We start from the raw sequence: 13,633 nt of genomic DNA on the forward strand, positions 1-13,633 counted from the left end.
CGTGCCGGTCATTCCTGTCACCGAGGTCAGCGATCCGCGTCTCGTCGACTATTCGCACCAGACCGATGTGGCGTTGCGCAAAGCTCAGGGCATCGAACACGGGCTCTATTTGGCGGAGTCGACGCTTGTGCTGCAGCGCGCGCTGCGTTCCGGCCACCGGGTGCGCTCGGTGCTTGCCCTCGGCACCTCGGTCGACGAGGTCGTCGAGCTCGTCGGTGATGACGTTCCCATTTTCACCGGCGATGACTCGTTGCTGGCCGAACTCACCGGCTATGTGCTGCACCGCGGGGTGATTGCCTCCCTGCATCGCCCGCCGTTACCCACGCCCGAATCATTGATTGCGGATGCTCGTCGCATCGTCATTCTCGAGAACGTCGTCGATCCCACTAATGTTGGCGCCATCTTCCGCTCGGTCGCTGGGATCGGGGCGGATGCGGTGCTCGTCACCGAACAGTGCTCCGACCCGTTCTACCGCCGCGCAATCCGTGTCTCGATGGGAACGGTGCTGCAGGTGCCGTGGACTCGCATCGGCAACTGGACTGACACGCGTGCACTGCTCACGGCATCCGGATTCCAGATTGCCGCTCTCGCTCTCGAGGACGGTGCGGTGTCGCTGCGCGATTATGCGGCGGATGCTCCCGAAAAAGTCGCGATTGTGCTCGGCACCGAGGGCCACGGTCTCACGCGCGAAGCCATCGATGCCGCCGATACGATCGTGCAGATCCCGATGCGCCATGGAATCGACTCGCTCAACGTTGCCGCGACGGCTGCGGTCGCGATGTTCGCGCTCGCGGTCGAGTAGCGCGCCGCCTCCACCAGCAGCGCGCTAACCCGCTCTCGACTAACTACACCAGCAGCTGGTGCTTGGCCAGATCCTTGTAGAGTGGGGTCGACTTCACGAGCTCGGAGTGGGTTCCGACGCCCACGACCTTGCCCTTGTCGAGCACGACGATCTGGTCGGAGTCGACGACCGTCGAGAGACGGTGCGCGATCACGATGAGGGTGCGGTTCTCGGCCACAGCGTCGATGGCTTCGCGGAGCATCTGCTCGTTGAGGCCGTCCAAGCTTGAGGTCGATTCGTCGAGCAACAGAATCGGGGGAGCGGCGAGCAGCGTGCGGGCGATTGCGAGACGCTGACGCTCACCACCAGAGAGCATCACGCCGTCTTCGCCGACAGCGGCATCCAAACCGGCAGGGTTGCGGTCGAGCACGGCAGTGAGGTTCACAGCAGCGATGACGTTGATACATTCTTCATCGGTGGCATTGGGCGCACCGATGAGGAGATTTTGGCGGATGGTGCCCGCGAGCACGGGAGCGTCCTGTTCGACGTAGCCAATTTGCGCGCGCAGCTCTTCACGATTGAGACCGCGAAGATCATCGCCGCCGAGGCGCACAACGCCACCGGTTGGATCGTAGAAGCGCTCGATGAGGGCCAGGATGGTGCTCTTGCCAGCGCCCGAGGGCCCAACAATGGCGGTACGTTCGCCGCGCTTCACCGCGAAGCTGACTCCGCGCAAAACGGTGAGGTCAATCTCTTCGGCAGCGGATTCTGTGCCGGCGTGCTTGAGTTCGGCCAGTTCCGATTCTGCTTGCACGAGCACCGAATCGCGGGGGTAGGAGAATTCGACGTTGTCGAAAGTGATCGCGGCATCCGACTCGACACTGGCGACTGCAACGACATTGGCGTCAGACTCGAGCTCGCTGGGGAGCTTGATGATCTCTTGGATGCGACCAAGGGCACCCAGAGCTTGGTTCACGGCAGTAATCGCGCCGAAGGCTTGACCGAGGGGCATGATCATGAGGAAGAGGAACAGGATGAACGCCACGAGGTTCGCGACCGTGATCGCACCGCTGGCGACGCGGTATCCGCCAACACCGAGCACGACGAGGAACGAGACCTGCAGGGCGATACCCGCGATCGGAACCACGAGGGCTGAGATCTTGGCAACGCTAATGCCCATCTTCCACGCACCGAGGGCATCCTCGTTCACAGCCTCAATTTCACGCTCAGTAGCGTTGGACGCGCGCAGGGTTCGCACCGCGGAGATGGCGCGCTCTACGGCAGCAGCCAGGTCGCCGACCTTGCGCTGGGCCCGCTGGCTCGCGATCCGGATGCGCTTCGACAGGGTAGTGACGGTGACGACGGCGATGGCAACGACCAGCACGGTAAGACCGAGAAGTACGGGGTCAATGATGAGCATCGCGATGAGCGCGCCCACGAAGGTGATCGAGCCACCGATTGCTTCGACGAGTCCCTGGGTGAGAACCGCACGCAGCAGGGTCGTGTCGCTGCCAACACGAGAGACGAGGTCACCGGTGCGGCGACGGTCGAACTCTGAGATGGGGAGGTTGAGCATCCGGCTCACTAGGCGACGACGGCTCGAGAGCACGACTCCTTCACCAGTGCGCTGCAAGAGGTAGTGCTGGTAGCCGCTGATGAGGCCCGAGATAACGACGAGACCGACGAGGAGCCACACGAGGGTGCCGAGTGATTTTCCCGCCTCGACGATCGTGATGACCTGACTCACGAGCAGCGGTTGCGCAAGCGAAGCGCCGGCACCGAGCACGCTCAGGACGATCACAAAGATCAGAACTTTGCGGTGCTCCAGCAGGTAGGGGAACAATTCGCTGAACTTGGCGCGGGGGCCATCGTCGACTTTATCGGCCGATGCCGAACGGCCGCGGCGAGGAGCAGAGGTGTGTGAAGTCGAGCTCATGAGATTTCTCGTTGTCCCAAAAATGTAGGGCGAAGGTGCCGCAGAAAATTAGCGACATCGGCATCAGCAATCAGCCTCTAAAACACTAGGCCTTCTGTCTGGGCGCTGCGTACAACTTCCGGGGTATCCGACTGTCGTGAAGGTACGACTGTGAGAGTGCTTTCGGCGCGACTACCCCGCTGTGAGTGAAATCACTGCGCACTCTGGGGAGAGATGGCGTCTAGCAGCACGTTTCGGGAGCTCTTCGCGTCGTCTACGGACAGGTTCAGCTGCTGGAAGTGCTGGTCTCCCGCGATGGTGATTCTCAGCACCTCGCCTGAACCCAAGTAATTCCAGAAATGTCTCTCACCGGGCGGGTGAAAAGTTCCACACAGCTTGCCCATGAAATCGAGCCCCGGGCCACGCCATCCGGTCGGGACTCTACTGGCGTGGCGTTCGATGCGAACACCACTAATATTCACCAGCGCAACAACGACATTTTTTCGGAAGCACCAGAGACGGTCGAGTCCTCGCGGGGTCACGGTGAGAACCCCACCAGTAATACGCAAATCGTTCCTGCTCATTGAGTGTTTTCCGATCGTGTAACTCGACTATAGGTGCGCTTCGCCGCTACTCCCCGCGAATTTGGCGCAACAGCACCGCGGTCGCGATAGCCGCGTTGGCGGCCTCTTCGCCCTTGTCCTCTTTCGAGCCTTCTAGCCCGGCACGATCGAGGCCCTGCTGTTCGTCGTCGAGCGTGAGCACGCCAAAGCCCACCGGTTTGCCGGTCAGGATCGACACTTGCGTGAGGCCGCTGGTGGCGGCATCCGACACGTATTCAAAGTGGGGTGTGCCCCCACGGATGATGACGCCGAGAGCAACAACGGCATCCGCCCCAGCATCCAGGGCTGCCTTGCTCGCCACGGGCAGCTCGAAGCTGCCGGGAACCCGCACCTCGGTAACCTCAGCGTTGGCTGCCTTGAGGGCGCGGTGGGCGCCGGCGAGCAGTCCGTTAGTGATGACCTCATGCCACTGACCGGCGATGATCGTGACCTTGAGGCCGGTTGCGTCGGTAACGATTTCGGGGGATCCTGCGCCACTCATCAGAGGCCTTTCGCGGTAAGTCGTGCTTCAGCGAGCACGGCGGTGGTGGGGAGTTGGTGGCCCATACGGTCACGCTTGGTTTCGAGGTAACCCTCATTGCCGGCGCCGACGCCCACAACGAGCGGCACGAGTTCGCCGACAATAACGCCACGCTCTTCAAGCTGACGCTTCTTCTCGGGGTTGTTGCTGAGCAGGCTGACCGAGGAGATTCCAAGATCCTTGAGGATGCCAACAGCAGCCCCATAGTCGCGGGAGTCGGCGGGCAGTCCCAGGGCCAGGTTCGCATCCAGAGTGTCGAGCCCATCTTCTTGCAGGCGGTAAGCGCGCAGCTTGTTGATGAGTCCGATACCACGACCTTCGTGGCCGCGCAGGTAAATCACGGCGCCACCCTCGCGTTGGATGGTCTCGAGCGCACTATCGAGCTGAGGGCCGCACTCGCACTTGAGCGAACCGAACGCTTCCCCCGTGAGGCACTCCGAGTGCACGCGCACCAGAGTGGGGCCGTCGCCGGTGTGGTCGAGGGTTCCGGGCGCGATGAACGCGACGTGATCGGCGCCCGTCGAGTTGTCGCGATAGGCCCGCACCGTGAAGGATCCGTGCACGGTCGGGATCGTGGTTTCGACTTCGAACTGCACGCGACTCATCTCCGGGATCGGTTCGATCGGTGCCGGGATGGTGTCGCAGCGGTTCTCTTCGAGCCAGTGCATGAGGTCCAGAATCGTGATGACGAGCACATCTTCGCGCGCACCGAACTCGATCAGTTCGGGCAGGCGCATCATCTCGCCCGAGTCGAGCACAATCTCCGAGATCGCCGCAACGGGGCGCAGTCCAGCGAGCTTCATCAGATCGACGGATGCTTCGGTGTGGCCGTCGCGCTCGCGCACTCCACCATCGACTGCGCGTAGCGGCATGATGTGGCCAGGGCGGTGCAGGCTCGACGGTTGCGAAACAGGGTCGGCGAGCACCCGCAGAGTGTGGGCCCGATCGGAGGCGCTGATGCCGGTGCTGAGACGGTTCGCGGCATCCACCGACACGGTGTACGCCGTGCCGCGGGGGTCTTCGTTGTGAGCAACCATCGGCGGCAGCGCCAGCGCATCGGCGATTTCGTTGGTCATCGGGGCGCAGATGAAGCCGGAGGAGTGGCGGACCATCCAGGCGATCCACTCTTGGCTGGCGAGCTCGGCGGAGATGATGACATCGCCCTCGTTCTCGCGGCCCTCATCGTCGGCAACGATCACGGGGCGGCCAGCGCGCAACGCTTCAACGGCCTGGGGGATGGTGGCGAGGCTCATGACCCGCTCCTTTCGTGACGCTGATCAGCGTCGGTGAACTCGGCCATCCGGGCCACATGGCGCGCCAGGATGTCGGTTTCGATGTTGACGGAGTCGCCCACAGCGAGCGCTCCCAACGTTGTAGCGGTGAGGGTTTCGGGAATCAGCGAAACCTCGAACCAGTCGCGACCCACAGCACTCACCGTGAGCGAGACGCCGTGCACCGCGATCGAACCCTTGCGGGCGACGAGTGGCGCGAGTTCTTCGGTGAGGCTGAAACGCAGGATGCTCCAGCTGCCCTCATCGGTGACGCTCAGCACGGTGCTCGTGCCGTCAATGTGACCCTGCACGATGTGGCCGCCGAGGCGATCGCCGACCTGCATAGCGCGCTCAATGTTCACGCGAGCACCGGCGGCGAGCGAGCCGAGCGTGCTCATGTCGAGGGTGACTCCCATGACGTCGGCTGTAAACCAGTCGGGTCCCTGATCGACGACGGTGAGACACACGCCGCTGACGCTGATCGAGTCACCGTGGCCGGCATCCGATACCGCCTTCGGGGCACGCACCGTGAGGCGCGCACCGTCGTCGGTCGCGGCGAATTCGACGACGTCGCCGAGTTCTTCAATGATTCCGGTAAACATGGTTACGCTTCCGTCTCTGTCGCCGGGGCGACCGTTGGCTCTGTCGCCGGGTGCTGTACTGCAGGCTGGGCGGCTGCTGTCTTGCTGGGCGCCGGGCGGGCGACAATCAGCACGTCGTTGCCCAGCGGGCGAAGTTCAGTGATGCTGAGGTCTTTCGCCTCAGCCATGGTCGTGACCCCGAGCTCGCCGAGCGCGACCTTCGGTCCGCCCAACAGTTTCGGGGCCAGATAGATGAGCAGTTCATCCGCAAGCCCCGCAGCGATGAACGCGCTCGCGATAGTCGGGCCGCCTTCAACGAAGACGCGACGGATGCCCGCCTCAAACAGTTCGCTCAGTGCGGCGTTAAGGTCCCGGCCGTCAAACTGACGCAGTTGCTCGGGGTGCTGGCGCAGTTTCGCCGCCGCCGGAATCTCGCGTCGACCAAGCACCACCGGCTGCGGTTGCGACTCGAGCAGCTCGCCGGCGTCGCCCCGTGCGGTCAGGCTCGGGTCATCGGCGAGCACCGTGCCTGTGCCCACGACGATCGCATCGGCGCGCGCTCGTTGCTCGTGCACGTGCTGACGAGCGGCGGTGCCGGTGATCCACTGGCTCGTGCCGTCGGCGGCCGCAGCGCGACCGTCCAGGGTCGATGCCCACTTCACCGTGACGTGCGGACGCTGCAGTCGCGCAGCCGTCAGCCACGAGTGCAAAAACTCTTCGGCTTCGGCCTGCGCGATGCCAGCGATCACTTCGACGCCACCAGCGCGGAGGCGTTCGGCGCCGCCAGCGGAATTCGCCCCGGGGTCAGACACCGCGTAGACGACGCGGCTCACGCCAGCATCGAGCAGGGCTTGAGCGCAGGGGCCGGTGCGGCCGTGGTGGTTGCAGGGTTCGAGGGTGACGACGGCGGTGAGGCCGGCAGCGTCGCCGCCAAGCGTGGTGAGGGCATCCACTTCAGCGTGAGGAGTTCCGGCGCCGTGATGCCAGCCTTCAGCAACGATGTCGCCAGCGTCGTTGACGAGGACGCAACCAACCTGAGGGTTGCCGCCGGTGACGGGACCACGACTGGCAAGCGACAGCGCATGAAGCATCAGCTTCTCGACCTGCGCGTGCTGTTCTGGTGTGGTCATCCGGCTCTCGTCTCGTGGGACGCGCTCCGGGAAAATGGGTTCGAAAAACCCCGCTGAGTTATCGAGTTCACCCAGAATGTGGGCAAGCTAAATGGTTCAGCTCGTGCTTCCTCTTATCCGGACTGAGAAATCTTGCGATCTCATTACCGTCGGTCCCGGAATTTCACCAGGTCAACCGTCCCGAAGTTTTCACTTCGTCGCGGGTCGCGGACTATAACCGCCGGTTCGGATTCTCACCGAGCCCCGGAGCACGTTTTGCTTTGCTTAGTCTACTCAACGCGTTTCGCCGCACACTATTCCCGCCCCAACCTCTCAGTTTGTTACGCGAGGCGGGGGGAGTGGCGCGACTATGTTCGGGCGAGTCCTCGCGCTGCGGCCCTAGCCGGAGGGGGCCGCAGCTGGCTTAGACGAGCAGGAGTGCAGCCTCAGTCGAGTAGTGCCGCCAATTCATCAAGCGAGTGGATGACGCTGACGCCGGCCGCCCGAGCTTCGTCGAGTTGATCGGTGGTTGCGCTGCGCTCGCGGTCGAGCCAAACTCCGCTGAGGCCGGCGTTCGCGGCTCCCAGCGCATCGGTCGCCAGTCGATCGCCGATGTAGACCGCGTCGGCGGGTTCGACACTGAAGAGTTCGCACGTGTGGTGGAAGATGCGTGGGTCGGGTTTGGTATGCCCAAACTCGCCGCTGGCAACGAGGTGTTCGACGCGGTGAGTGAGACCAACGGTCTCGACCTTGCGCGTTTGAAAATCGATTTCGCCGTTGGTAATGATGCCGAGGCGCATCGCGGGGGAGCGGGCCTCCAGCGAATCGAGGCAGGCGAGGGTGTCGTCGTGCAGGTGCCACGCATCGCGGTAGGCCTCGAAGTAGGTATCGAACCACAGGCTGGATTCGGCGTCGGTGAGGGTCACGCCGTAGGGCTCGACGAACCCGCGGGCGCGGGCTTGCCGTTGCCCTTCGAACGTCAGCTCGCCGCCGAGGTAGCGGTGGTAGTGATGTTCCTCCAGCGCGGTCCAACGCACACTCTCCGCGGCGTCGTCGGGCCACACCGTGCTGCCATCGACGCTGGGGCCGGCAGCAAACGTGGTCCCCAACGAGCGCCGGTGATTGCGAATGCCCAGATCCACGGATGCCCGGTGAGCAAACAGGGTGTCGTCGAGGTCAAAGAGGGCAACGGTGATGGTCAATGCGTCAGCGCTTTCTCAGTGCTAAACCGGCCAGGGCTGGCCGGACTCGACCTCATACGTGGGGTTCTCATCCGGAGCAGTGAGCGTTGCCCACCACGAGGGCGGATGCGTGCCGCCGCGATACTCGCTCGAGGCGGGTTCGATGCCGGTGTAGATGAAGCCCAAGTTTTTGGCGATGGCGGCGGAGGCTTTGTTGCCCACGAGGGCTTCCCAGCGCACTTCGGGGCGGCCGGTGGAGAACACCCAGCGGCACACTTCAGCGACCGCTTCTTTCATGAGGCCTTTGCCGCGGTGCGGTTCGCCCATCCAGTAGCCGATGGTGTCGTTGTAGAGGCGAAAGCTAATGACGCCGAGCAGTTCAGGTTTGCCAGTTTCGCGGATCGCCCAGGTGTATTCGTCGTCATCTTCCCACCACTGAGCCACAAGGTTGTTGATGAAGAATTCGGCGTCTGGCGAAGTGTACGGCCACGGGATCGTGAGCGTGTGCTCAAAAATCGGGTCCTGGCAGTAGGCGGTCATGAGTTCAACATCGTTACCGGTGAGGGCATCGAGAGTGAGTCGTTCGCTGGTGAGAGTAAAAGTTTGCATTAGCGCACCCGCGGCAAAAAGCCGATTCGGTCGTAGACGCGGTCAAGCGTCTTGTGGGCCATTTCGTTAGCACGCTCTGCGTTTTTGCTGAGCATGCGGTCGAGTTCGGCAGGGTCATTCAGCAGTTCAAGGGTGCGCTCACGCACGGGGGCGAATTCGGCGGTCACCACCTCGGCAACCTCTTTCTTGAGATCGCCATACCCCTTGCCCTCGAACTGCGCTTCCAAGTCGGCAACGGATGTTCCACTAAACGTGGAGTGCAGAGTGAGCAAATTCGAGACGCCCGGCTTTGCCCCGCGGTCGAAACGGATCTCGCGGTCAGCATCCGTCACTGCCGATTTGATCTTCTTTGCCGTCTTGGAGGGTTCGTCGAGCAACCACAGCACTCCGGCATCTGTCGTCGCTGACTTGCTCATCTTCGACTCGGGGTTCTGCAGGTCGTAAATCTTGGCGGTGGCTTTCTGAATCTGCGGTTCTGGCATCACGAAGGTGTCGCCGAAACGCGAATTGAAGCGTGCGGCGAGGTCGCGCGTGAGCTCGATGTGCTGACGCTGATCTTCGCCCACCGGCACAATGGCGGTGTCGTAGAGCAGAATGTCGGCGGCCATCAGCACGGGGTAGGTGAAGAGGCCAACCGAGGCGGCATCCGATCCCTGCTTGGCTGACTTGTCTTTGAACTGGGTCATGCGCGAAGCCTCACCGAAGCCGGTGATGGTGTTCAGCACCCAGGCGAGCTCGGCGTGCGCCGGAACCTGCGACTGAACGAACAACACAGAGTGTTCAGGGTCGATGCCGCCGGCAATGTACTGCGCGGCAGTGCGACGGGTCTGAGCGCGCAGTAGCTCGGGCTCCTGCGGAACGGTGATGGCGTGCATGTCAACAACGCAGAAGACAGCGTCGTAGTTCTGCTGCATCTCGCGCCACTGCATGAGCGCGCCAATGTAGTTGCCCACGTGGAGCGAATCGGCAGACGGCTGCATGCCGGAAAACAGGCGGGGTGTGGTGCTCATGGGCTAAGTCTTTCAGATTGAGTAGTCAACAACGACGGGAGCGTGATCGCTCCAACGCTCATCCCAGGCGCCGGCCTTGTCGATGCGGTAATCCGCAACGGTGACTGCAAGCGCGGGGGTGGCGACGTGGTAGTCGATACGCCAACCGGTGTCGGTGTCGAAAGCTTGGCCGCGCTGCGACCACCAGGTGTAGGGGCCGTCAACTTCACCGGCAAACTGGCGGCCGACATCCACCCAACCGAGGCCGGGGCCCGTCGTACCGTCAACGCATTCGATGGTCTCGCCAGCAGCACCGAAGATGCGGTCGAAGTAGGCGCGCTCTTCGAGGAGGAAGCCCGCCTTCTTGCGGTTACCGCGCCAGTTCTTGATGTCGAGTTCGCGGTGCCCCACGTTGAGGTCGCCGACGATGAGGGCGTGGTCGCTGTGGGCGGCAAGTTCGGGCAGGCGCACGAGCATGGCCTCTAAGAACTTGTATTTCTCAACCTGCTTCGGGGTATCAACAACGCCCGAGTGAACGTAGGTGCTCACGACGGTGACCGTCGTGCCGTTGACGTCAAAGTCGGCTTCGAGCCAGCGACCAGCGCTATCGAAGTCATCGGCGCCGAGCGCAACGCGGTGAGCAAGAGGGGCGGATGCCGCAGATCCCTTGCGGGAGGCCAGCGCGACGCCCGCGCGGCCCTTCGCGGTCGCGGCATCGTGCAGGATGTTCCAGCCATCGCCGAGCAAGCCTTCGATGTCGGCATCAGCGGCGCGAACCTCTTGCAGCGCGAGAATGTCGATGTCACGGGCATCCAGCCAGTCGCCCATGCCTTTGCGGTAAGCGGCGCGAACACCATTGACGTTGACGGATGCGATGCGGAGACGTGTTGCCATGTCTCAAGACTACCGACGCGCACTGACCGCGCCGTGACCGAGCACTACCGCTTCTTGTTGCGTTTCAGCATCCGCTTGAAGGTGCGCGCGAATTTCTTCTCGCTGTGCGTGTTCTTGGCCTTATCCGTCTCGCTGTCAGCCTCGGAGCCCTTCTTAGCCTTGCGGCCGTCCTTGCGTTCGAGTTTGCGCTCAGTCGCGACCGCCTTGTGGGCCTTCGCTTCTTCGCCAGCTTTCGTCGCTGCCACGGCTCGCGGTGCATCCTCGTCACGCTTCTCACCGCTGAGGTCGAGATCGGCATCATCAGCTGAAACCGCGATCCACGCCGATCCAATGAGGATGATTTGGCAGATCAGGTTGAACCAAATGAGCAGACCGATGATCACGGCGAAGGAGGCGAGCAGCGGGTTGCGGGTTGCCCCTTCGAGCAGGAAGCTCCCACCAAACTTGAGCGCGCCGAGGGCGAGCGCAGCGATGATGGTGCCTTGCGCAAGGAGGCGGAACGGAATCTTGATGCCGGAAACGACGCGATAGAAAACGCCAAGGGTTGCCGCGTCCAAGATGAGGACGATGACGAGCGCTACACCTCGGGTCGCAATGCGAGCGGCCTGCGAATCTTCGTCGATCGAGATCAGGTCGAGAATCCAGTTGAGCGCGGCGGTGCTCACCAGGGACATCGCGGCAGACAACAGCACGGCAAGACCGAAGCCGACGGCAAGACCCAAATCCTTGAGCTTCAGAATCAAGAAATTGGTTTCGGAACTTTCGAGGCCGAACATGGAGCGCACGGCATCCCGGCCAGAGGCGATCCACCCCAGCGCGGTGAAAATAAGACCGACAGCGGCTATCGCGCCCGTAATGCCCAGAATGCTGGTGTCCGCGAGGGTCTCCCGGCTTATGGCGCCATTGCCGCTCCCGTCGCCGATGAGCCCCGGGATATTGGTGGAGATGAAGTTGTAGACGGCATCCAGCAGCACAGGGTCACCTTGAACGATGAACCCGGCGACAGCGAAGCCAACCCAGATTGCAGCGAAGACGGCGAAGATCGCCTGATAGGAGAGCCCGGAGGCGAGGATGGGCCCCAGCTTCTCGGCATAGTGCATGAACACACGCACGGGACGTAGGTGAAGTACCCACTCAATGGCTGGTTTCAGTCGTTGCGCAAGCTGCATGCATCAAGAATAGCTAGGCTGTTCGTGCACAACTCAGAGGAGAGGTCAGATCACATGGAACTTCAAGGTGTTGGAGTTGGACGATCGGTTGCCATTGGAAAAGTCGTGCGTATGCCCGACCCGCTTCCAGAGCCGAAAGATGCACGCCACTCGGGTGATGCCGCGGCAGAGAAAGAAGCGGCAGCAGCAGCGCTAATCTTTGTGGCAGCTGACCTGCGCGAGCGGGCAGAGAAGGCGGATGCCGAAGCCAACGAGGTGTTGACGGCTACGGCACTCATGGCAGAAGACCCGTCCATTCTCGAGAGCGTCAACGAGATCATCGACAGCGGCAAGACCGCTGAGCGCGCAGTGTTTGAAGCGTTCGGCAAGTTTCGCGATCTGCTGATTTCGCTCGGCGGAATGATGGCTGAGCGTGCCACCGACTTGGGCGATGTTTGCCAACGTGTTGTTGCCAACCTTCGTGGCGTTGCTGCCCCGGGTGTTCCGCAGCGCGATGAGCCATTCGTTTTGGTTGCCGATGACTTGGCCCCTGCCGACACGGCCCTTCTCGAACTCGACAAGGTGCTCGCTCTTGTCACACGTCAGGGTGGCCCGACCAGCCACACCGCAATTCTTGCTCGCTCCAAGGCGATCCCGGCCATCATGGGCGTCGCCGAAGCTCTCGATCTTGCTGACGACACTCTGGTAATTGTGGATGCCGGCTCCGGCAGCATCACGACTGATCCCACGGCCGAGCAGCTCGCCGCAGCAGAAGCTCGCATCGCCGAGCTCGCCGCCGCCGCTAATGCGCCGATCACTGACGGCGAGCTTGCCGACGGAACTCTCGTTCCGCTTCTGGCCAATCTCGGTACGCCCTCAGAGGCAGCGCAGGCTGTTGAGCTGGGTGCCGAAGGTGTTGGGCTCTTCCGCACTGAGCTGATGTTCCTCGACGCCACGAGTGCGCCGACGGTAGAAGAGCAGACGGTCGAATACACGGAGATGTTGAAGCACTTCCCCGGAAAAAAGGTTGTTGTGCGCGCTCTTGATGCTGGCGCAGACAAGCCGCTGAGCTTCATGGACATGGGCGAAGAGGCCAACCCTGCATTGGGCCAGCGTGGACTGCGCTCGCTGCGCGTCAACGAGAACATTCTTCGCGACCAGCTCACCGCTCTGGTTAATGCTCAAAACGCTACCGACGCCGACCTCTGGGTCATGGCCCCGATGGTGTCGGATGCCGAAGAGACTGATTACTTTGTGGCCCTTGGCCGCGAACTCGGCCTCAATACTGTTGGAGTCATGGCAGAAGTTCCGTCACTTGCCGTACTCGCCGACCAGATCACCGAACGAAGTGACTTCGTTTCGATCGGGTCGAACGACCTCACCCAGTACACGCTGGCGGCAGACCGGATGCTCGGCACCCTCGCCAAGTTCCAAGACCCCTGGCATCCTGCAGTGCTTCGCCTCGTGAAGATGATCGGTGATGCGGGTATTGCTGCTGGTAAGCCTGTTGGTGTTTGTGGAGAGGCTGCCGCTGACCCGCAGCTCGCTGTAGTTCTTGTTGGGCTCGGAGTGACGAGCCTTTCGATGACTCCCGCGGCGCTCGCCGATGTGCGTGCCGAGCTCAAGACGGTAACCCTCGAGCAGGCTAAGGCTCGTGCTGCTGCCGCTATTAACGCAACTACCGGACCGACTGCTCGTGAGGCTGCCGCCAACGCTGGCTAGAGTTAGCCCAGGCTTCGAACGGGTGTTGCCGGGCTCTGCGCTCGGTAATCTGCGCCCGCACTGAGTGCCGCTACCCCAGAAGGGGTAGCGGCACTCAGTCGTTAACGGCCGGAGGACCGCTCTGCTGGGCGCTACCGGGCTGATGAAGTGGTCCACCCAAAATGAGTAATCGGGGCGTTGCGAGAGTAACTCAACACTCGAGTTGAACTGTCCTCAGCAAGTACGGGGCAGGGATTCGGGGTACAAGAGTATCGCGATTGTCATTGTCTTATAGTTTGCGAAACGTGCCC

13 protein-coding genes and 1 riboswitch are annotated in these 13,633 nt (G+C 62.4%); of the genes, 2 read left to right on the forward strand and 11 right to left on the reverse strand.

What is annotated here, in order from left to right; translation table 11 throughout:
• The first annotated feature begins 1 nt into the window (after position 1).
• Complete coding sequence (locus ON14_RS12805; RefSeq protein WP_010205687.1) at positions 2 to 802, forward strand: TrmH family RNA methyltransferase; 801 nt, start codon at positions 2 to 4, stop codon at positions 800 to 802.
• Between the two features lie 43 nt (positions 803 to 845).
• Here the strand turns inward: ON14_RS12805 and ON14_RS12810 are convergent, their stop codons facing one another.
• The 11 genes from ON14_RS12810 to ON14_RS12860 all read right to left on the reverse strand — a co-directional run bounded on the left by ON14_RS12810 (position 846) and on the right by ON14_RS12860 (position 11,642).
• Complete coding sequence (locus ON14_RS12810; protein ID WP_010205689.1) at positions 846 to 2,717, reverse strand: ABC transporter ATP-binding protein; 1,872 nt, start codon at positions 2,715 to 2,717, stop codon at positions 846 to 848.
• Between the two features lie 191 nt (positions 2,718 to 2,908).
• On the reverse strand, positions 2,909 to 3,280 hold the full coding sequence (locus ON14_RS12815) for a hypothetical protein (RefSeq protein ID WP_010205690.1): 372 nt from the start codon (positions 3,278 to 3,280) through the stop codon (positions 2,909 to 2,911).
• A 46-nt stretch (positions 3,281 to 3,326) separates the two neighbouring features.
• The gene (gene ribH / locus ON14_RS12820) at positions 3,327 to 3,800 is read right to left on the reverse strand and encodes a 6,7-dimethyl-8-ribityllumazine synthase (protein ID WP_010205691.1); all 474 of its coding nucleotides are present in this window, start codon (positions 3,798 to 3,800) and stop codon (positions 3,327 to 3,329) included.
• A complete protein-coding gene (locus ON14_RS12825) occupies positions 3,800 to 5,092 on the reverse strand; it encodes a bifunctional 3,4-dihydroxy-2-butanone-4-phosphate synthase/GTP cyclohydrolase II (RefSeq protein ID WP_010205692.1) in 1,293 nt (430 codons plus the stop codon). Before ON14_RS12825 ends, ribH begins: the two co-directional genes overlap by 1 nt.
• The gene (locus tag ON14_RS12830; protein ID WP_010205693.1) at positions 5,089 to 5,712 is read right to left on the reverse strand and encodes a riboflavin synthase; all 624 of its coding nucleotides are present in this window, start codon (positions 5,710 to 5,712) and stop codon (positions 5,089 to 5,091) included. Before ON14_RS12830 ends, ON14_RS12825 begins: the two co-directional genes overlap by 4 nt.
• 2 nt (positions 5,713 to 5,714) lie before the next feature.
• A complete protein-coding gene (ribD, locus tag ON14_RS12835) occupies positions 5,715 to 6,821 on the reverse strand; it encodes a bifunctional diaminohydroxyphosphoribosylaminopyrimidine deaminase/5-amino-6-(5-phosphoribosylamino)uracil reductase RibD (RefSeq protein ID WP_010205694.1) in 1,107 nt (368 codons plus the stop codon).
• 100 nt (positions 6,822 to 6,921) lie between these two features.
• A riboswitch (FMN riboswitch) is annotated at positions 6,922 to 7,076 on the reverse strand.
• A 170-nt stretch (positions 7,077 to 7,246) separates the two neighbouring features.
• A complete protein-coding gene (locus tag ON14_RS12840) occupies positions 7,247 to 8,002 on the reverse strand; it encodes an HAD family hydrolase (RefSeq protein WP_010205695.1) in 756 nt (251 codons plus the stop codon).
• Positions 8,003 to 8,023: 21 nt separating this feature from the next.
• Positions 8,024 to 8,590, reverse strand: coding sequence for a GNAT family N-acetyltransferase (locus tag ON14_RS12845; RefSeq protein ID WP_010205696.1), 567 nt, complete (start codon positions 8,588 to 8,590; stop codon positions 8,024 to 8,026).
• Positions 8,590 to 9,600, reverse strand: coding sequence for a tryptophan--tRNA ligase (gene trpS, locus ON14_RS12850; protein ID WP_010205697.1), 1,011 nt, complete (start codon positions 9,598 to 9,600; stop codon positions 8,590 to 8,592). Before trpS ends, ON14_RS12845 begins: the two co-directional genes overlap by 1 nt.
• A 12-nt stretch (positions 9,601 to 9,612) precedes the next feature.
• Entirely contained in the window at positions 9,613 to 10,473 is an 861-nt protein-coding gene (locus tag ON14_RS12855) for an exodeoxyribonuclease III (RefSeq protein WP_010205698.1), read from the reverse strand.
• Positions 10,474 to 10,517: 44 nt separating this feature from the next.
• Positions 10,518 to 11,642, reverse strand: coding sequence for a YihY/virulence factor BrkB family protein (locus ON14_RS12860; RefSeq protein ID WP_010205699.1), 1,125 nt, complete (start codon positions 11,640 to 11,642; stop codon positions 10,518 to 10,520).
• Between the two features lie 54 nt (positions 11,643 to 11,696).
• Between ON14_RS12860 and ptsP the strand changes: the two genes are divergently transcribed.
• On the forward strand, positions 11,697 to 13,343 hold the full coding sequence (gene ptsP / locus ON14_RS12865) for a phosphoenolpyruvate--protein phosphotransferase (protein ID WP_010205700.1): 1,647 nt from the start codon (positions 11,697 to 11,699) through the stop codon (positions 13,341 to 13,343).
• Positions 13,344 to 13,633 lie beyond the last annotated feature (290 nt).

The sequence above is a fragment of the Salinibacterium sp. PAMC 21357 genome (assembly GCF_000247645.1).
GTDB lineage: Bacteria > Actinomycetota > Actinomycetes > Actinomycetales > Microbacteriaceae > Rhodoglobus.

Excerpts from the sequence above, each read along its gene's own strand:
- trpS (WP_010205697.1), bottom strand. The coding sequence starts at position 9,600 with ATGAGCACCACACCCCGCCTGTTTTCCGGCATGCAGCCGTCTGCCGAT.
- ON14_RS12815 (WP_010205690.1), bottom strand. The coding sequence starts at position 3,280 with ATGAGCAGGAACGATTTGCGTATTACTGGTGGGGTTCTCACCGTGACC.
- ribD (WP_010205694.1), bottom strand. The coding sequence starts at position 6,821 with ATGACCACACCAGAACAGCACGCGCAGGTCGAGAAGCTGATGCTTCAT.
- ON14_RS12810 (WP_010205689.1), bottom strand. The coding sequence starts at position 2,717 with ATGAGCTCGACTTCACACACCTCTGCTCCTCGCCGCGGCCGTTCGGCA.
- ribH (WP_010205691.1), bottom strand. The coding sequence starts at position 3,800 with ATGAGTGGCGCAGGATCCCCCGAAATCGTTACCGACGCAACCGGCCTC.
- ON14_RS12860 (WP_010205699.1), bottom strand. The coding sequence starts at position 11,642 with ATGCAGCTTGCGCAACGACTGAAACCAGCCATTGAGTGGGTACTTCAC.
- ptsP (WP_010205700.1), top strand. The coding sequence starts at position 11,697 with ATGGAACTTCAAGGTGTTGGAGTTGGACGATCGGTTGCCATTGGAAAA.
- ON14_RS12830 (WP_010205693.1), bottom strand. The coding sequence starts at position 5,712 with ATGTTTACCGGAATCATTGAAGAACTCGGCGACGTCGTCGAATTCGCC.
- ON14_RS12855 (WP_010205698.1), bottom strand. The coding sequence starts at position 10,473 with ATGGCAACACGTCTCCGCATCGCATCCGTCAACGTCAATGGTGTTCGC.
- ON14_RS12845 (WP_010205696.1), bottom strand. The coding sequence starts at position 8,590 with ATGCAAACTTTTACTCTCACCAGCGAACGACTCACTCTCGATGCCCTC.
- ON14_RS12825 (WP_010205692.1), bottom strand. The coding sequence starts at position 5,092 with ATGAGCCTCGCCACCATCCCCCAGGCCGTTGAAGCGTTGCGCGCTGGC.